Annotated in this window: 20 protein-coding genes and 1 tRNA gene; 7 read left to right on the plus strand and 14 right to left on the minus strand. The window is 32.1% G+C overall.

From position 1 onward, the window contains the following. Positions 1–81: 81 nt before the first annotated feature. The 6 genes from PF022_RS04665 to PF022_RS04690 all read right to left on the minus strand — a co-directional run bounded on the left by PF022_RS04665 (position 82) and on the right by PF022_RS04690 (position 5,319). A complete protein-coding gene (locus PF022_RS04665; RefSeq protein ID WP_333770844.1) occupies positions 82–1,266 on the minus strand; it encodes an aminoacetone oxidase family FAD-binding enzyme in 1,185 nt (394 codons plus the stop codon). Continuing rightward, positions 1,263–2,189 (minus strand): acetyl-CoA carboxylase carboxyl transferase subunit alpha, encoded by a 927-nt coding sequence (gene accA, locus PF022_RS04670; RefSeq protein WP_271020955.1) that lies wholly within the window; start codon positions 2,187–2,189, stop codon positions 1,263–1,265. Before accA ends, PF022_RS04665 begins: the two co-directional genes overlap by 4 nt. 9 nt (positions 2,190–2,198) lie before the next feature. Continuing rightward, positions 2,199–3,419: a beta-ketoacyl-ACP synthase II gene (locus PF022_RS04675; RefSeq protein WP_271020954.1), complete on the minus strand. Its 1,221-nt coding sequence runs from the start codon at positions 3,417–3,419 to the stop codon at positions 2,199–2,201. Positions 3,420–3,489: 70 nt separating this feature from the next. Next, positions 3,490–3,723, minus strand: coding sequence for an acyl carrier protein (gene acpP, locus PF022_RS04680; protein ID WP_271020953.1), 234 nt, complete (start codon positions 3,721–3,723; stop codon positions 3,490–3,492). A 67-nt stretch (positions 3,724–3,790) separates the two neighbouring features. Further along, positions 3,791–4,534, minus strand: a complete 744-nt coding sequence (fabG, locus tag PF022_RS04685; RefSeq protein ID WP_271020952.1) for a 3-oxoacyl-ACP reductase FabG — start codon at positions 4,532–4,534, stop codon at positions 3,791–3,793. Positions 4,535–4,557: 23 nt separating this feature from the next. Beyond that, positions 4,558–5,319 (minus strand): YaaA family protein, encoded by a 762-nt coding sequence (locus PF022_RS04690; protein ID WP_271020951.1) that lies wholly within the window; start codon positions 5,317–5,319, stop codon positions 4,558–4,560. Positions 5,320–5,371: 52 nt separating this feature from the next. Here PF022_RS04690 and PF022_RS04695 point away from each other — a divergent pair, with 52 nt between their 5' ends. Beyond that, on the plus strand, positions 5,372–5,857 hold the full coding sequence (locus tag PF022_RS04695) for a DUF4149 domain-containing protein (RefSeq protein ID WP_271020950.1): 486 nt from the start codon (positions 5,372–5,374) through the stop codon (positions 5,855–5,857). Between the two features lie 8 nt (positions 5,858–5,865). Here the strand turns inward: PF022_RS04695 and PF022_RS04700 are convergent, their stop codons facing one another. The 8 genes from PF022_RS04700 to PF022_RS04735 form a co-directional block, all read right to left on the minus strand. After that, on the minus strand, positions 5,866–8,079 hold the full coding sequence (locus tag PF022_RS04700) for a RecB family exonuclease (RefSeq protein ID WP_271022949.1): 2,214 nt from the start codon (positions 8,077–8,079) through the stop codon (positions 5,866–5,868). Next, complete coding sequence (gene tkt, locus PF022_RS04705; RefSeq protein WP_271020948.1) at positions 8,080–9,990, minus strand: transketolase; 1,911 nt, start codon at positions 9,988–9,990, stop codon at positions 8,080–8,082. Between the two features lie 10 nt (positions 9,991–10,000). Next, entirely contained in the window at positions 10,001–10,561 is a 561-nt protein-coding gene (locus PF022_RS04710) for a bacteriohemerythrin (RefSeq protein WP_271020947.1), read from the minus strand. 65 nt (positions 10,562–10,626) lie between these two features. Then, positions 10,627–12,483: an arginine decarboxylase gene (gene speA / locus PF022_RS04715; RefSeq protein ID WP_271020946.1), complete on the minus strand. Its 1,857-nt coding sequence runs from the start codon at positions 12,481–12,483 to the stop codon at positions 10,627–10,629. Between the two features lie 104 nt (positions 12,484–12,587). Beyond that, positions 12,588–12,803: a flagellar basal body rod C-terminal domain-containing protein gene (locus PF022_RS04720; protein WP_271020945.1), complete on the minus strand. Its 216-nt coding sequence runs from the start codon at positions 12,801–12,803 to the stop codon at positions 12,588–12,590. Positions 12,804–12,834: 31 nt separating this feature from the next. Continuing rightward, entirely contained in the window at positions 12,835–14,148 is a 1,314-nt protein-coding gene (locus PF022_RS04725; RefSeq protein ID WP_271022952.1) for a UDP-N-acetylmuramoyl-L-alanyl-D-glutamate--2,6-diaminopimelate ligase, read from the minus strand. Continuing rightward, complete coding sequence (locus tag PF022_RS04730) at positions 14,145–14,762, minus strand: hypothetical protein (RefSeq protein WP_271020943.1); 618 nt, start codon at positions 14,760–14,762, stop codon at positions 14,145–14,147. The genes PF022_RS04725 and PF022_RS04730 overlap by 4 nt, the downstream gene beginning before the upstream one ends. A gap of 35 nt (positions 14,763–14,797) precedes the next feature. Continuing rightward, positions 14,798–15,043 (minus strand): NifU family protein, encoded by a 246-nt coding sequence (locus PF022_RS04735; protein ID WP_271020942.1) that lies wholly within the window; start codon positions 15,041–15,043, stop codon positions 14,798–14,800. Positions 15,044–15,258: 215 nt separating this feature from the next. On the opposite strand from PF022_RS04735, the gene PF022_RS04740 reads away from it, so the two are divergent. The 6 genes from PF022_RS04740 to hemJ all read left to right on the plus strand — a co-directional run bounded on the left by PF022_RS04740 (position 15,259) and on the right by hemJ (position 19,807). After that, a complete protein-coding gene (locus PF022_RS04740) occupies positions 15,259–15,990 on the plus strand; it encodes a fumarate reductase cytochrome b subunit (RefSeq protein ID WP_271020941.1) in 732 nt (243 codons plus the stop codon). A gap of 9 nt (positions 15,991–15,999) precedes the next feature. Continuing rightward, complete coding sequence (locus PF022_RS04745) at positions 16,000–17,973, plus strand: fumarate reductase flavoprotein subunit (protein ID WP_271020940.1); 1,974 nt, start codon at positions 16,000–16,002, stop codon at positions 17,971–17,973. Next, positions 17,970–18,716, plus strand: a complete 747-nt coding sequence (locus tag PF022_RS04750) for a fumarate reductase iron-sulfur subunit (RefSeq protein ID WP_271022953.1) — start codon at positions 17,970–17,972, stop codon at positions 18,714–18,716. Before PF022_RS04745 ends, PF022_RS04750 begins: the two co-directional genes overlap by 4 nt. Positions 18,717–18,789: 73 nt before the next feature. Further along, positions 18,790–18,877: transfer RNA gene (locus tag PF022_RS04755), tRNA-Ser, on the plus strand. 198 nt (positions 18,878–19,075) lie between these two features. Next, entirely contained in the window at positions 19,076–19,261 is a 186-nt protein-coding gene (locus PF022_RS04760) for a hypothetical protein (RefSeq protein ID WP_271022954.1), read from the plus strand. 117 nt (positions 19,262–19,378) lie between these two features. Further along, positions 19,379–19,807, plus strand: coding sequence for a protoporphyrinogen oxidase HemJ (hemJ, locus tag PF022_RS04765; RefSeq protein ID WP_271020937.1), 429 nt, complete (start codon positions 19,379–19,381; stop codon positions 19,805–19,807). Positions 19,808–19,816 lie beyond the last annotated feature (9 nt).

A 19,816-nucleotide genomic window follows, 5' to 3' on the forward strand; every position in this document is an offset into this window, starting at 1 on the left:
TTTAATCACACTTTATTCTATAAAACAAAATCAAGTCATAAAGAATCTGTAATTTCTACATCTTTAAAATTTAAGCCATATTTATTGAATCTGCATACGCTTTTTTATTGAATTAGCACATATATAAGCACCACTCCAAGCAAAAGCTAAATTATGACCACCTCTTTTGCCTACAATATCTAGCACTTCACCTATAATATATAAATTTTTATATTTTTTACTCTCAAAAGTATCTATATTTATACATTCAAAGCTAATCCCACCTCCGCATACTTCAGCGTTATTTGCTTCTTGAGTTAATTCTGGCGTTATTTGAAGATTTTTAATTGCATAAACTATGTTCTTAATACTTTTAATATCGCTTTTTTTATTATTTGTTAAATATTTTGCTAGTTTTGGATTTACAATACCGCTTAAAATCTCGCACAAACTGGCATTCTTATAAGTTTTAATGGAATTTATTAGAATCTTTTCTAATGCTTCTTTAGAAATATTTGGCAGTAAATCAACGCTAAAACTAGGAATCTCACATAAATTCAAATAATAAGAAATATCCAAAATGCCAAACCCCGAAACACCATAATTTGTAAACAATAAATCACCATCTATCTCTATAATTTTTATATTTTTATCTTTTAGAGTTATCTTTGAAAACACTTTCAAGCCATTTAAATCACAAAATACTTGTTTGCATTTTAATGGAGTTAAAACAGGATAAGTATCTACTAGCTGAAAGCCTAATTTCTGACCTAGTCTATACCCACTATCACTACCACCTAGTCTCTCATGTGCATTACTACCACATGAAACCACTACAAAATCATATTCATATTCTTGTTTATTGCTTTTTATTTTATAGTTTTTATCAAGCTTAATATCTATTATTTCTTCATTACATCTAATATGAACTTCCTCTAAAGAAAGCTGAAATACTTCTAATACACTCTTAGCGCTATAAGACATAGGATATACTTTGCTTCCTTCTGCTATAAGAGGCAATCCAAGCTTACTGCATAGTTTGTAAAAATCAGAATATGTAAATTTATTTATAATTTTTTGTATTTGATTTTTATCTAGGCTAGAACTTGCATAATCACTGCTAGAACCATTTGTATTGTGTATATTACATTTACCATTACCACTAGCTAAGAGTTTTTTACCTATTGTTTTGTTTTTTTCAAAAATTGTAATATCAAGCCCACAACCCTTAAGCAGAACTGCCACGAAGATCCCACTCGCACCTCCGCCAATGATTGCAAGTTTTATTGAAAGCTCCCATAAGACATAAGTTTATTGTATCTTTTTTGCAAATAATCCTTATCTTCTAGTATTTCTTTTATGCTTCGTATCACATATTCTTTAAGTGCTTTGACAGCTGAATCTTTATCCCTATGTGCTCCAACTTTTGGCTCTAAAACTATATCATCAATCAAACCTGCTTTTTTTAATTCATTTGGAGTTATTTTCATTGCTTGTGTAGCACTTTCTATCTTTTGTGGATCATTCCACAATATAGCCGCACAGCCTTCAGGTGAAATAACGCTAAAGACCGAATACTCCATCATAGCAAGTCTATCTGCAACGCCAATAGCCAACGCTCCTCCACTACCACCTTCGCCTATTACTATTGAAATAGTTGGAATCTTCAATTTGCTAAACTCTTGTAGATTCTTAGCTATAGCTTCGCTTTGTCCCCTCTCTTCAGCTCCAACTCCGGGATATGCCCCTGGAGTATCTACAAGCATTAAAAGTGGTATATTAAACTTTTCTGCCATTTTGGCTACTCTTAGAGCTTTTCTATATCCCTCAGGGTTTGGCATACCAAAATTTCTAAAAATTTTATTCTTCGTGCCCCTACCCTTTTCTTCGCCAATTACCATTATTTTCTGTCCATCTATATTGCCGATATAACACACAATTGCATGATCATCGCTAAAATGTCTATCGCCATGTATTTCATACGAATCACTAAGCATAGCAGAAATATAATCTAAAGCATATGGCCTATCAGGGTGTCTAGCTAGTTGCAATTTTTGATAATCTGACAAATTAGAATAAATTTTTTCAACTTCCTTTTGCAAATCATTTTGCAAAATTTCAATAGCATGAGTATCATTTTTTAATTGTGCTGTAGCTATGCTATCTTGTATTGTTTTTATTTTAGATTCAAAATCCAAATAAACAGACACTTTTATTCCTTATATTTTTTTAAAAATAATAACTCCATTTGTGCCACCAAAGCCAAATGAATTACTCATTACAGCATCTACTTTTGCCTCTCTAGCTACATTTGGAATATAATCTAAATCACAATCTGGATCACTCTCTACTTGGTTTATCGTAGGTGGTAATATCCCTTTTTGCATAGCCATTATAGAAATAACAGCCTCTAAACCGCCTGCTGCACCAAGACAATGTCCAATTTGACCTTTAGTAGAGCTAACAGGAGGCACATTTCCTCCAAAAACTCTCTTTAACGCCATAGTCTCATACATATCATTATATTTTGTGCTTGTCCCATGTGCATTTATATAGTCAATTTTTACATTTGCCATTTCTAATGCCATTTTCATAGCCCTATATGCACCCTCGCCCTCTGGTGCTGGTGTGGTTATGTGATTTGCATCTCCACTCTCTCCAAAGCCTACAATTTCAGCATAAATAGTAGCACCTCTAGCCTTAGCACTCTCATAGTCTTCAAGAACCAAAGCAGCAGCACCCTCACCCATGACAAATCCATTTCTTTGTGCATCAAATGGTCTTGATGCAAGTTGTGGCTCATCATTTCTATCTGATAGAGCCTTCATAGCAGCAAACCCGCCTATACCAACACCACATATAGCAGATTCTGAAGCGACAACCAACATTCTATCAGCCAAATTTAACTTTATAGTCTTTACAGCTTCACTAATCCCATGAGCACCAGCAGCACAAGCAGTTACACTAGAAAGATTCGGTCCTTTTAAATTAAATTCAATAGAAATAAATCCACCAAGCATATTTACAAGTGATGAAGGTATGAAAAATGGCGAAATTCTCTTTGGTCCTCTTTGTTCATTTATAACTGAATTTTTTTCTATATTAATAAGCCCACCAATACCAGATGCAGAACTAATACCAAACCTATCATAGTTAATACCATTAAAATCTATTAATCCACTATCTTCCATAGCTTCTTTAGCAGCTTTAATGCCAAGATGTATGAATCTATCAGCCTTTTTTACTTCTTTAGCATCCATAACAGAATTTGGATCAAAATTGGTAATTTCAGCTGCAATTTTTACTGGAAACTCACTAGCATCAAAAGAGGAGATTGTTTTAACTCCACATTTTCCTTCAACAATAGCTTTAAAAGAATCTTCTCTATTAAGCCCCAACGAATTAATCATACCAATACCACTAACAACAACTCTTCTCATGTCTATATGATCCTTAAATTGTAATTTATAGAATTTTGTAAGATTCGTATGCCAAAAGGCATACTATAATTTAAGATTTTGCTTTTTCTATATATGCTACTACATCGCCTACAGTTACAATTTTTTCTGCATCTTCATCTGGAATTTCAATTTCAAACTTTTCTTCTAGTGCCATAATAAGCTCAACAACATCTAAAGAATCCGCACCCAAATCATCAACGAACTTAGATTCTGGCTTAACCTCTCCGTCATTTACATTTAATTGCTCAACAACAACCGCTTTTACATCATCAAAAACTGCCATTTAGAACTCTCCTAAATAAAATTTTGTCTTAAACATGCTATTCTAGCTAAAAAATTCTTAAACTTTTTTACATATATAATCCGCCATTTACTTTTAAAATCTCGCCTGTTATATAGCTTGCATAATCAGACAATAAAAACGCTATACAAGAAGCAACTTCTCTACTTTCTCCAAACCTACCAAGAGGGATATTTGAATAATAATTTTGCTTTATTTCTTCTTTTAAAGATTCTGTCATATCGCTTTTAATAAATCCAGGTGTTATGCAGTTAAACCTTATCTCTTTGCTACCGCCTTCTTTAGCAAAAGATTTTGTCATAGCTATCATGCCACCCTTGCTTGCTGCATAGTTACATTGACCAATATTGCCCATTTCACCAACTATGGATGATATATTAACAACGCTTCCATAACCTTGCTTTCTCATATGCTTTAAAGCTTCTCTACAACCAATAAAAGCTGATGTTAAATTGCAATTAATCACAGAATTAAAATCTTCCACTTTCATTCTTATAGACAATTTATCATTTGTGATTCCAGCATTATTTACCAAATATGCCAACTCTCCATCGCTTTTATTAATGATATTAAAGGCTTCTACAAACTGCTCTTCATTTGTTGCATCAAAGCAAATTACAGCAACTTCTCCGCCGTTTCTCTCTATTTCTTCTTTTAGTGCATCTGCTATTTCAGGGTTTGAGCGATAGTTTATCCATACCTTTAGCCCAAGTGATGATAAGAATCTAGCACTCTCTGCACCTATGCCCTTACTAGCACCAGTTATTAATACATTTTTACCACGAAATTTCATCTTACATTCCTTAAAATTAAAAATTATACCAAATTATATGTAATGCTTAATTTTTGCCCACTCTCTTCTATATTTATTATCTCTAGCCCTTCTAGTTTTAAATATTTAATAGAATCAAATGTTTGTATATTATTTCTTGCACATTCTCTTAGCAGAAGTCCTCTGTAATGTTTTGCATAATGGCTTACACTTTTACCATTTTTTATAAAGTTTAGCTCACAAATTTTGAAGTCTTGTGGTAATTTTAGGCACTTCTGATAGAATCCAGCCCTTAAATCAAGAACAAAATTGCTTTGTGTCTTTAATTCTTCTATGTAATTTTTTGCATTATTAGCATAAATATCTTTGGTCTTAAAAGTATATTCTCCACAAGCAAATCCTTCTCCTTGCTTTAAATCATAATAAGGTATCAAATCACAAGCTCTAAGAATCCCAAATAAGTTTGAAAATATAAAAACTCTGCCATTAATATATTCTTTCTCTTTTTTATTAAGAGATTCATATCCTAGTGCCTTAAATGCAACTCCGCTATATCTTTCTATTGCTTGTAATAAAGGAGTATTATTAATATTCTGTAACAATACAAGCTCATCTAGCACAATATGTTTTACGCCAAGCATTTTGGATATCTCACCTTCGCTATTTTCCCTAAGGCACTTAATATAATTTTCCACTATCCTAGCTATATCTTTTGTTAAAAACTCTTTATAAAAGCCATCAATATGTGGAATCTCATTTTTATGTGTTAGCTCTTTTTTCTCACTTGGAGATAGTAGAATTATCATTAATTACCCCTTTTTTGATACAATAGCCATTAATTTCAAAGAGGAGATTATAATGAAATTATTCTTCAAATTAGAATCTTATTTTTATGCGTTATATATGTTTTTAATAGCAGTTGTAGTTGGAGCTCTAGTTGCTTGTGGTGCATTTAGTGCGCCTAGTATATTTCGTGCTGCAAGTATTGTAGAGGGACTAGATATAAGCATTTTGCAATCTGGAATCTTAATGACATCTATTTTTGTAAAGCTAAATGTCCTATTAAACATTGTCGCTATTTTTATAATTATTTATGAAATATTGACACTAAGGATAAATAGAAATGTTTTTGCACCAATTTTAGGATTCATTAGTGTTATATTGATATTTTTATTTACAATGTATTACACGCCATATATGCTAGAATCTCAACTACTAGGAGAAGATGGGATTGCAAATAGTGCATTTGATAATATGCACAATCAATCAGTGCTAGTTTTTAAAAGCTTAATGGCTACTTTATCTATTTTATTTATTTATAGGATTCTAAAAAGACAAGCATAAATGCTTGTCTAATATCTATTACAAATATACTTAAAGCTACAATATTCACACACTTGTCTTTTATCTGTAAGAGTGAAACTTAACTCTTTTATCTCTTCTATATCATTCAATATTTTTAATAATTCTTGCTCTTCTTTTTCTAGCTTAGATTCATCATAGTATTCTATTTTTGCATTATAAACATCATAGATTCCAACTTTTATATTTTTATTTGGGAAGAATCTTTGTGCGGCTAACTTATAAAATAGCATCTGAAAATCATGGCTACTTTTTATGTTGTTTTTTTTGTATTTATAATCTAGCACTAATATTTCATCACCTCTTACATCAATTCTATCAATCCTGCCTTTTAGAGTTATCTTCCCAATATCAATAGTAAATTCTTTTTCCAAAAACTTGGGCATATATCCACTTTTATATCTCTCTTCTTCATTTAAAAGTAAGTCTTTTACATATTTTTTTGCCAAAGATACATTAAATTTATCAAGCTCATTTTCGCCATATTCATCTATAAGTCTAAAAACTTCTTGTGATAAGAGATTGAAATTGCCATGCTTTAGAAAATTCACAAACCCAATGTGCAAAGCATTATGAATCGCATTTGATACATGCTCTCTAACTTCTTTATCTTTTAAGCCTAGTATATATTTATAATAATATTGCCTTTTACAATCCAAAAAAATCTTCAAACTAGTTGGGCTTATAGCCTTGATATTTAGCACATCTACAATTTCACTATCGCTATATTTATAGAAATTATTTTTTACAAAATAATCATCATATTCCTTTGAGGCATTGTGGATTTTTCCACAAAAGACATCTTTATCAAGCAAGAATCTAGAAGGCTTTGTATCATCATTATTTATTGTATAAATTATTACTTCTTTTGAGTTTTGTAAAATATTTAAATAATATGATTTTTGTAAATTTTCTCTATCTAGCTTCGTTGGTAAAGAGGCTTCTTTTTTAATAGTTGTGTTTAAGAAAATATCTTTATTGCTAAAACTTGGCACAACACCCTCTATAAACTCTGGCATTATGACATGGCTAAAATTAATATCCCTACTCTCTAATATCCCTATAACCTTGATTCTACCACCACCTACATCATCTATTGTATATTCTTCGATATATTTTAAAAATGACAAAACAATTTCTTTATCCAATTGTGCAAAATATGGAATCATTGGCTTAAAATACTCCCAAGATTCTTGGATTTTTTTAATCACAAATAAATCTTTATTGTCGTTAAATTCACTAATGAATCTCAAAAAAGATTCAACATCACAAATTTCATCAGTTTTTAATTTTAATTGTTTAAAAATCCGTGTATCTTTTAGCTTTATGCCCATTGCATAATTAAAATTTCTAGCAGTATCAAATAACTTTAGATATGCTACAAATTCTTCATTTGGCAAAATAACACATATATCCTCTGGTGCAACGCCACTCTCTAACCAACTATCAATTTGAGCAAAGATTGCTCCAACTAATGATACTTTGTTACTAAACTCCATTATTAAAGGCTGTTTGTGTAATTGTATATTTTTTTTAGCTTTTATCGATACCTTAGAATCTCTAACTAAAAACTCAACCAATCCACAATCAATATCCATACCAAATAATCGTTCATAATAAGTTTTACTGAATTTATTTATTTTAATTTTTAAGATTATTGGTTTTATTTCTGAGAGTTCGTAAAATATTTTGCATTCAAACTTAGATAAAAACCCAGAGATAAAAACTTGTAATTCATCATAATTAGATAATAACTCGACATTTATCTTATAGTCTTCAACGAAATATTTATCATACAAATTGTTTTCAGTTAGCTTTTTGTGATAAATTCTAAAAATATCTTTTAGAATTTTTAAATGATCTTCATAAAAAGCATAAATATCAAATTGCTCTAAATATTCTATACTCACACATTCAGCACATAATTCATCGTAAAATTTCAAAAAAAAATCAGAATTAGATAAAAACTTAGAAAAATTACTAGCAAACTCACCTAAACTATCCGTATTGCATTCTTTGATAGATTCATACAAATAAATTCGTCTTAGAATATCAGGTATTTTTATTTTTCCATCAACTCTTAAAATAGTTTCGAAAAACTCACCTAAAGTCTTCGAATCTGGTAAAAAAGAATTATCAAAATTCTCTAAAAAAAACTGCTTTCTTGCTCTATTACTGGAAAAAATATAAAGATTATTTGACATCTAAATTGATTGTTTTATTATGTTTGTAATATTTTCTACGCTAAACCCAAAATAATCAAACAACACTTCTCCATTAGCACTAGCACCAAAGCCATTCATTCCTATTACTTTATGTGCAAATTTATACCACTCCAATCCCCTACTAGCCTCTATTGCAACAACATAGCCACTAAAGAGAGAATTAATATAAGTTAAATCCTGCTCTAATAATAAATCATAACATGGCACACTTACAACCCTCGTGCTTATTCCTTCATTATTTAAAGATTCTGCACTCCTTAGCGCTATATGTACCTCACTTCCACTAGCTAGAAGAGTAACCTTCGGTTCTTTGGAATCTTGCTTTATATATGCACCATACTTTAGAGATTCTGTACTTACTTCATCTAGTAATGGGAGATTTTGACGACTTAAGACAAATCCACAAGGGGAGTTTAGATTCAATGCTACTTGCCAACAAGCTATATTTTCATTAGCATCAGCAGGGCGGAATAAATAGAAATTAGGCATTGATCTATAGTGGCTTATTTGTTCTATTGGTTGATGTGTAGCTCCATCTTCGCCAACCCCTATACTATCATGCGTCCAAATATAAAATTCTCTACTTTTCATAAGAGAAGCGATTCTAACACTAGGCAACAAATAATCACTAAAGACAAAAAATGTAGCACTAAAAGGAATAAAGATTCCATAATTAGCTAATGCATTTGAAATTGCACCCATTGCATGTTCTCTTATACCATAGTGCAAATTTACGCCATTAGGGAAATCTCCGCTATTTTTTAATTCTGTATTATTTGAAGGTGCTAAATCAGCACTACCTCCAACAAAGCCGGGCAATGCTTTTGAAATAGCATTTAAAATCTCTCCATTACTAACCCTAGTAGCCATATCTTTTGTGAATTTTGGATATATAATGGAGCTAAAATCAGGATTAAACATTGAATCTAGCATTGATTTTTTTGGATTATTTTTTAGAGATTCTTCCCATCTTTTATGCTCCACAAGACCTATTTCAGAAACATTTGCAAACCTAATAGCAACAGAATCTTTAATGTCAAATTTTTTATCTTCAAAGCCTAATGCTATCTTTGATTCTCTTATTTCATCATCTCCTAAAGGTGCTCCATGTGCTTTATGCGAACCGCTTAGATTCACAGAACCTTTTGCTATTGTAGTATTTGCAATAATTAAAGTTGGCTTATTGCTTGATTTTGCCTTTATTAAAGCATTATCTATTTCATAAAAATTGTGTCCATCTATTTCTATAACGTTCCAAGCTTGAGCACAAAAACGCATTTTTATATCTTCGCTCCAAGCTATACTTGTATCACCTTCGATTGTTATATGATTTGAATCATAAATCAAAATTAAATTATCCAAACAATGATGACCTGCTAGAGAACAAGCCTCATAAGAGATTCCCTCTTGTAAATCCCCATCGCCACACAAGCAATACACATTATGTGAAATAATCTCACTCCCAAGTATATTTTGTGCCATTTTAGACGCCATGGCAAAGCCAACTGCATTTGCCACTCCCTGCCCTAGCGGTCCTGTGGTAATATCAACGCCTTTAGTATGTTTATACTCTGGATGTCCGGGAGTTTTGGAGTTAAGTTTTCTGAAGTTTTTTAAATCATCTAAAGATACATCAAATCCCCATAAATGCAACAAACTATACAATAAAGCACTAGCATGTCCGCCACTAAATACAAGCCTATCTCTATTTATCCACTCTGGTTGTTTTGGGTTTAGCTTTATATGCTCACTTAGCACTACTGCTATATCAGCCAATCCCATTGGAGCTCCGGGGTGTCCGCTATTTGCTTCTTGCACCATATCTGCACACAAGAATCTTAGTGTATCTCCCATTAGTTTATAATCTTGTATTTTATTATTATCTAGCATTATTTCCCTTTTATATTTTTCTAATTTGTTTACTACATACTTTACAACTAAAAACAGCACCTTCTTGTATTCTTTTATGAACATCTAAAGGAACTAAATGCACTTTATTTGGACACTCGCAACCATATTTTTCTTTTTCTTCTACAAAGTCATCTTCAATTTCTCTTGCAGGAAGTTGACATGTATTACGTCTGAATTTTTCAATTTGCATATCTTCTTTTAAAATATGTTCTAATAGCCATTTTTTAGCTATTACTCCTAGTTGAGTTTTTAAATCATTTACATTTCTTATATTTGTTACAGATACTGTCATGTCTCGTATTATTTCTCTGTGCTTTGCTTTATGTTGCTCTAAATATGGATAATAGATAGAAGCCATATATTGTTCTTCATCTTTAAAATGTTCTTGTGTGTATTGTAAAAGTTCTCTTAAAATCTCGATAATTTCTTCTTTTGAGGTCTGCTTATTGGTTAGCGCATAAGCTCTTCCTGCAATTTCAAACAATTTTTTATGTTGCTCATCAATTCTATCATTATGAACACTAATATCCTTACTCCACACAGGCAACATTACAACCTCCTTTTCACTCAACTGCAATTTTACAATAATGATAATAAAATAAACTTACATTTCATTCAACCTAACTCTCCCTCACTTTTAAATACGGTTCTTAAATATCCATTCTCGCTTAACATTACATATAGCTGTCCTAATACTTCCTTTTTGTTCTCATCAGAAATTTGCACACTATCATCTATTTTTTGCTTTAAGATTCTTTCTATTTCTTTTGTATCGTAATCCAAATCATCAAGCACATCTAAGATAGTTTGAGCTTCTAGTAAATTCTCTATCTCATAGCCATCTTCTTCATCATCAAACACTACACTAAATTCAGTTGGGTGTGTAAATAGATTATGTCTCATACCAAGAACTTCTTGATAAGCACCAACTAAGAAAAATCCCAAAAAATACTCTTCTTTATTGACATCAATATCATGTAAAAACAATGGAGATTCGGTATTAAATCCTATCTCACCATCGCTATCGCAAGTTATATCCCATAAACTAGCACTTCTTGTTGGCTTTTTATTAAGTCTATCTAGCGGGATAACAGGGAAACTCTGTGATAATCCCCAATAATCAGGCAAACTCTGAAAAAAGCTACAATTAAGCAAATATCTCTCTTGAACTTGCTCTTGGATTCGTATTATGTCTTTATGGTTTTTATGTTTTAGAATCTTTATTACTTTTTTAATGATTAAATGCACTAAAACTTCAGTGTTTGAACGATCTTGCAAATCAATATATCCCAAATCAAAAAGAGTAAGAAGAGATTCCATATGTTCAAATGAATCATGTAAATACTCAATAGCATATCTTTCATTAATTGTATTATACAAATCCAACAGTTCCTCAACTAGTGGAGGATTCACATCTTTTAAGTGCAGTGCTTTTTCATCGTATTCTTGCGAGAATAGCTCTAAAACTGGCGCTATAAGCACAGAATGACTGGCTGAAACATATCTACCAGATTCTATAAAAATATCAGGTTCTCTTTCTTTTTTGTTTTTAGCTATTTCTTTTAGAGTAAATACAACATTCCCACTAAATTCAGCTAATGTGTAGTTTCTATTTTGGTGATTTTCATGTTGAGTATATTCAACTGCTAAACCACCTCCTATATTTACTGCATTTAGATTCTTGGCTCCCATTTTTCGAAGCTCTGCATATATATTACCCGCTTCTCTAAGCGCCTTTTTAAGTGGAGCAATATCGCTAATTTGACTACCTATATGAAAATGAATCATGCTAAATTGTTCTATTAATTTATTTTTCTTTAATAACGAAATAGCTTCTACAAGCTCTGTTGCAGTAAGTCCAAATTTAGAATTAATACCACCACTTTTAGCCCATATACCAATCCCTGCACTATGCAACCTAATTCGTAATCCTATTTTAGGATAAGGTTTGCCCATTGTTTTGGCAACTTCTATAATAGTTTCAAGCTCATTTAAACCCTCAATAGTGAGGGTAATATCATGTCCCATTTTGGCAGCTATAAAACCTAAAGAAATCATTTCTTTATCTTTAAATCCATTCACAGTTATTGGGCAATTATCATTAGTATAAGCCATTGCAACTATTAGCTCTGATTTACTTCCAGCCTCTAAACCATAGCAACGATGCTCCATTAACTTTACAAGAGGCAAGACAAAATTAGGATAGTGATTAACCTTTAGTGGAAATACTGCCTTAAATTTACCCTTATAATGATGCTCTTTAATTGAATTTTCAAAATTTTGAAATATCTTTTCTACTTGCTTTTTTATTAAATGTGGAAATCTAATTAAAAGTGGTCCTCTATATCCCTCTTCTCTAACTTTTTTTACAATATCAATTAATGCTGGTTTATTTTTATAATTAACCTTAACCTTGCCATCTTCGATTATAAAATCATCTCCAGCCCAATAATTAATACCATAATCAACCATTGCCATAACCTTTATTTATAAGTCAAAGAGAGAATTTTATCACAAGAAAGAGTATTTAAAGAGAATTTAAAAAACAAGGAGAGATTCCCCAAGAAATTGGGGAATTAAGCTAGTATATCCAATGCGCTTTGCATCATATTATCTTGTGTCTGTATAGCTTGTGCATTAGCTTTAGTAGCATTTTCATTTACTACATTATTCACCATCTCTTCAGATATATCTGTGTTAGAAGTTTCTAACGCACCGCTTCTTACACCTGTTGAAGGACTAGTGAAACTACCAAAAGGATTATATCCTTGACTACTTGAAATTGGATCCATTATAAACTCCTTTTTAATGGCTTTTGCATAATTATTGCATGTTTTTTCTAATATTTTTTTGAATCTCTTCTACATCATCAAAATAAATCGTATGCTCCCCTATGATTTGATACTTTTCATCACCTTTTCCAAGCACTAACAATATTTCATCATGCTCTAAATTTTCTATTGCACATTTTATGCTATCTGCTCTATTTTCATTTCGCACTATTTTCAGTTTATCCCTTAGTGTATTTGGGATTCCAGAATATATATCTTCTATTATGTCTAGCGGATTCTCACTTCTTGGATTATCGCTTGTTATATATATCTTATCTGCATATTTAGAGGCTACATAGCCCATTTTAGGTCTTTTTGTCCTATCTCTATCTCCACCTGCACCAAATACCACAGAAATTTTCCTATGCAAAAATGACTGAAATATCTGCTCCATGCCATCATGTGTATGTGCAAAATCAACAATAATTAGTGGCTTTTGAGAGACAACTTGCATTCTGCCTAAAACACCTCCAAAGTTCTCAAACTTCAAAGCTATATCTTGTAATGGAGCATCTAGCAGAATCTTTACTGCACCAATACTTGCTAATGCGTTATACAAATTATGCTTACCAAAGAGTGCAAATTCAAAGGTGGCTTCTTCTTTTCCGTATGAGATTTGAGCTGTTATACCATCAACTAAAGAATATGCCTTCACACTAAAAGTAGCAGTAGTTTCAATACCATAAGTCATTGTATTTTGAAATGGATATTTAGCGTTTGTATCATCTTTATTTATGAGCTTTTTTGTATCACAATCATTTAAAAAGCTATTTTTTGTATCTATGTAATTTTGTAAAGTCTTGTGATAATCCAAATGATCACTTGTTATATTAGTTAGAATCTTTAGTGCAAATTCCAAGCCCTCAATTCTTTTTTGCACTATTGCATGTGAGCTAACTTCCATTACAAAATAATCACAACCTTCATTTTTTGTTTCATTAATTGCTGTGTATATCTCAAGCAAACTAGGCGTTGTAAGCCCTTTATCTCTTTTTTTTATCTCATTTATAAAAAACCCTCTAGTCCCAAGTAACCCAACTCTATAACCAAAATCAAGCAACAAAGAATATATCATAGCAGCTGTTGTAGTCTTCCCATTTGTGCCAGTAATTCCTATGATTTTTATATCAATATTTAAGTATTTTGATAATTCTTGTGGTGTTATAAAATGAACAAAACCTCTTTTTTTAGCCTCATTTAGGTATCTCTTAGAACTATCTGTAATCAAAAATGCAGTATCTTTAAAATCATCTCTAGAATCATCGCTAATATATTTAAATAAATCAGATTCTACGGCTACTTTCATAAATCTTTCCTCTGTATAATCTTCTTGTATAGTTTCATAAATTCCTTATCAAAATACAAAATATTTCCCGTATTTTCAAAATAATTAATAGCTACTTCCTCATAGCCAAATTCAACTAGATTCCTAACGAAATACAAAAATTCATTTTTATTGGTAAAAATAATCTTGGAACTAAACATTAAATTTTCAAACGCTTCTTTAAAACCAATATCATTCACAATTTTCTTAAAATCGCTATACAAGATTCCATCGCTTTTATCAACATCAATTTCTCTCAATTTATCCATAACCTTATTTAGTTCAGATACATTTCTATCAAAACTCTCTATCATGTTTATTATGTTTTTTTCCAATCCTATACCTTTGGACTTTTTACCAACAAAATAATATTCATATAATGCCCTTGCTTCTTCTTCATAATCAAGTGCCATATCACAAAGCATACATAATGCCCGTAATTGTGCTAATTCTTTTAGTTTATTATCAAACTTTGAATCGCAAGTTGTATTATTGTAAATATCATTATATAAGTATGAATATGTATTTAGTGCTTTAATATACTCTCTATTTAGAAATGCTTTCTTTGCTTTGTTTTTAAAATAATACCTAGACATTTTTTCCTCTAAACTTTATTTTAATATATCGATAATTATTGAACATTTACTAATTCTATATCCGGGTGTATTTCGTTTTTTAATGCTCTTTCAATGCCGAATTTTAAAGTTTGTGAGCTACTAGGACAGCCCTTACAGGCACCCTCTAACCTAACATAAACCTTTCCTTCTTCAACTTTTAATAAAGTTACATTGCCTCCGTCATTTATAAGCATAGGACGAACCTTATCAATTACTATTTCAACTGGCTTTAAAAGCTCATCATCACTAAATGGCAACATATAATTCTCCTTGTTTTTAATGCTTTTTGCCGATAATAGCTTTTTAAACTTAATAATTTTTTAATTTATTTTTGCAAATGCTCTAAAATTTCATAAATACTATATGTCTTTAAGAAAATTTTATAAAAAATTTTCTTATAATCATCAAACATTAGGTTTTAGGGTATTTTAGTTGTGCTATTTAGCACTATTTGTTCTACTTTAGGAGGGTTTTTATGCAAAATGATGAAGTAGTAATTCAGAGTTATTTAAAGGTAACTTCTGAAAGAAAAAAAAGAAGAAATCCAGCAAAATGGGATAAATGGCAAAGCATCACTGGTGTGGTTTTAGCTATTTTTATACTTTTCCACATGTGTTTTACTTCTTCTATACTTTTTGGCGTTGATGCGTTTAATGCAGTTGTTGCATTTTCGGAAGGTTCATTTATTTTTGGCGGTCATGGGATTCCGTTAATTACTACCTTAGTTGTAATTGTTATTAGTGCATTTTTTGTTGCACATGCATTCTTGGCAATGAGAAAGTTTCCAGCAAACTTCCAACAATTAATGATTTTCAAAACTCATAAATCATTAATGAAGCATTGCGATACTACGCTTTGGTGGATTCAATTCATAACTGGTTTTATGCTTTTCTTTATGGGTGGCGCTCACCTTGTTACTATTTTATTTAACTCTACAAGCATTAATGCGCTAACTTCAGCAGCTAGATTTGTAGAGGGCAATTTAGCAGAATTCTATTTAGTATTACTTGTAGTAATGGTATTACACGCTAGTATAGGATTGTATCGCGTTATTATAAAGTGGATTCCACTTGAAGCACCTACCACAGCAGAGAGCAATGTAAAGAGAAAAAATGTAAAAGTTGCTGTGTTTGCAATTTTTATAATTCTTGGCGTAATTGCCTTTATAGCTGATTTTACTTGGATTGCATTAGGCAAGAGTTTATAGGGGGTATTTATGAAAATAGTATATTGCGATTCGTTAGTTATTGGTGGAGGTCTAGCAGGGCTTAGAGCAGCAGTTGCCTGTCAAGAAAAGGGGCTTAGCACGATAGTTTTAAGTTTAATTCCAGTTAAAAGGAGCCACTCGGCAGCAGCTCAAGGAGGTATGCAAGCCTCACTAGGAAATTCAAAAATGAGTGATGGAGACAATGAGGATTTGCACTTTGCAGACACTGTTAAAGGAAGTGATTGGGGTTGCGACCAACAAGTTGCTAGAATGTTTGTAACTACTGCACCAAAAGCTATTAGACAGCTTGCAGCTTGGGGTGTGCCTTGGACTAGAATTAAAAAAGGTGATAGAACTGCGATTATAAATGCACAAAAAACAACAATCACAGAAGAAGACTTCAGACATGGTTTAATCCATTCAAGAGACTTTGGCGGAACAAAAAAATGGAGAACTTGCTATACAGCTGATGCTACTGGACATACAATGCTTTTTGCAGTGGCAAATGAAGCACTAAAGCATGGTGTAGATATACACGATAGAAAAGAAGCAATAGCAATTATCCATAAAAATGGCAAGTGCTATGGCTCCATCGTAAGAGATCTAATCACAGGAGAGCTAATTGCTTATGTAGCAAAAGGAACTTTGATTGCAACGGGCGGATATGGAAGAATCTACAAAGATACTACAAATGCGGTAATTTGTGAAGGTATAGGAACTGCAATAGCATTAGAGACTGGTGTAGCAAAGCTTGGAAATATGGAAGCTGTGCAATTTCACCCAACAGCACTCTTCCCAAGTGGAATCTTGCTTACTGAAGGTTGTAGAGGTGATGGCGGTATCTTAAGAGATGTAGATGGTTACAGATTCATGCCAGATAAAGAACCAGAGAAAAAAGAGTTAGCAAGTAGAGATGTTGTATCTCGTAGAATGATTGAGCGAATCAGAGAAGGTAAAGGCGTAAAATCCGTATATGGTGAGCATTTATGGCTTGATATTTCAATCCTAGGTAGAAAGCATATTGAAACAAACTTAAGAGATGTGCAAGAAATATGTGAATGTTTTGCAGGAATCGATCCAGCTGAAAAGTGGGCTCCAGTTAAGCCAATGCAACACTACTCAATGGGCGGAATTAGAACTGATTATAGAGGTGAGACTGCACTAAAAGGTCTATTCTCTGCAGGTGAAGCTGCTTGTTGGGATTTACATGGATTTAATAGACTTGGTGGGAACTCTGTATCAGAAGCGGTTGTTAGTGGCATGATTATTGGAGATTACTTTGCTGAAAGTTGCCAAAATGCTTATGCAGACATTGAAACTAAGCTTGTTGAAGAATTTTTACAAAAAGAGCAAAACTATCTAAATAGCATTTTAGAAAACAACGGCAATGAAAATGTCTTTGAAATCAAAAACAGAATGAAAGAAATTATGGGCGATAAGGTTGGAATTTTCCGTGATGGACCACACTTAAAAGAAGCAGTAGATGAGCTTGAAGAACTTTATAAGAGATCTAAAAATATAGGTATCAAAACAAAAAGACTTTCAGCAAACCCAGAGCTTGAAGAAGCCTATCGTGTGCCAAAAATGCTAAAAATTGCACTATGTGTTGCAAAAGGTGCGTTAGATAGAACAGAATCAAGAGGAGCACATAGTAGAGAAGACTATCCAAAAAGAGATGATGTAAATTGGCTCAAGAGAACTCTAGCTTCTTGGGAAGACCCAAATCAAACACTTCCTACGCTAACTTATGAGCCACTAGATATTTCTACAATGGAGATTGCACCTGCATTCCGTGGATATGGTGCTAAGGGTATGATTATAGAAAACCCTGAAAGTCTAAGAAGACAAGAAGAGATTGATAAAATAAGAAGCGAAATGGAAGCACAAGGTAAGGATAGATATGAAATTCAAGAAGCATTAATGCCATTTACCTTACAACCTCAATACAAAGCTAAAAACGAGAGAATAGGAGATAAACAATGAGTGGAGCAGTAGAAAATAGCGGAAGAGAACTAACTATTAGAGTTTTAAAGTTTGATCCAAATAGTGCGGTCTCAAAGCCTCACTTCAAAGAATACAAACTAAAAGAAGCGCATTCTATGACAATCTTTATTGTTTTAAATATGATTAGAGAACAATATGATTCTGATCTTTCTTTTGACTTTGTATGTCGTGCTGGAATCTGCGGAAGTTGTGGAATGATGATAAATGGTCGCCCACGACTTGCTTGTAGAACTCTAACAAAAGATTTCCCTGATGGCGTTATTACGCTTATGCCTTTACCTGCATTTAAGCTAATTAAAGATTTATCTGTGGATACTGGAAATTGGTTTAATGGTATGAGCAAAAGAGTTGAGAGCTGGATTCATGCACAAGAAAAAAGCGAAGAGCATATGAGCCAACTTGAAGAAAGAGTAGAGCCCGAAATAGCACAAGAAGTTTTTGAGCTTGATAGATGTATTGAGTGCGGTTGTTGTATCGCTTCATGCGGAACTAAGCTAATGCGTGAAGACTTTGTAGGTGCTGCTGGACTAAATAGAGTAGTAAGATTCATGCTTGATCCACATGATGAAAGAAGCGATGAAGATTATTATGAGCTAGTAGGTGATGATAATGGTGTGTTTGGTTGTATGAGTTTGCTTGCATGCCATGATGTATGCCCTAAAAACCTACCATTGCAAAGCAAAATCGCTTACCTAAGACGCAAAATGGCTAGTGTAAATTAGCCTTAAATCCCTTTTTAGGGATTTAAAAACTTATTTATCTTTATCATAGTAAAATACAAGTTTTTCTTTTCATAGAGAGGTGTCCGAGTGGTTGAAGGAGCACGCCTGGAACGCGTGTAAGGTGTAAGCCTTCGAGGGTTCGAATCCCTTCCTCTCTGCCATTTATAGCTTCTATCCTAAGCTTGAATCTACTCCTAACTTCATATGTTAAAATAAACAAAAACAAAGTCAAACAAATGAAAGAAATCACAAACAAGCGAAAAATAAGTTATAACGATATAAACATAAGCAAGAGTTACCTATATGCTGTATTTTAATGCATTACAAAGTATTAAATATAAACAACACAAAAGTCATGCTTGATAACAAAGAATCTATCTTGGAATGTAGATAAGGAATCTTTATTGCAAGGAAAGTTAGAGTTTCAAAGGTTAAAGAAAATTAAATATAGCTTTGCAGATGGGCTTTTAGATACAAAAATCTTAATCTACCAAGCAGATATTTTTAATGAAGATTTTGCAAATACACACCATATAAATAATTAAGAAAACTTATAAAATCTATTAATAGCTTACATACTGCTAATTTATACAAGCAAAGCAATATCTAAAAGCGGATTTTTTATGTAAAATTACAACATTATTTTCTCACAAGGATTAGGAATGTTGTATTTTTACATTAAGGTATTTCATATTATCTCTATGGTGTCTTGGATGGCTATGTTGTTTTATCTTCCAAGATTATTTGTATATCACGCAGAAAACAAGGACAATAAAGGATTCTGCGATGTTGTAAAGATTCAAGAATATAAACTTTTTGCATTTATAGGCTATCCTGCACTTATCGCTACAATAGCCTCTGGCATAGGACTAATAGTGCTAGATCCTTCAATTATGAAAGGTGGTTTTATGCATGCTAAGATAACTTTGGTGCTTATATTATTAGCATATCACTTTAGCTTATATAGATATTTGCTTCAATTTAGAGATGATAAATGCAACAAAAGCGGTAAATTCTTTAGAAACTACAATGAAGTGCCAACGATAATTTTGATACTAATTACAATCTTAATTGTTCTAAGACCTTTTTAAAGAAGTAGC

The organism is Helicobacter sp. WB40 (assembly GCF_027859275.1).
Classification (GTDB): domain Bacteria; phylum Campylobacterota; class Campylobacteria; order Campylobacterales; family Helicobacteraceae; genus Helicobacter_D; species Helicobacter_D ibis.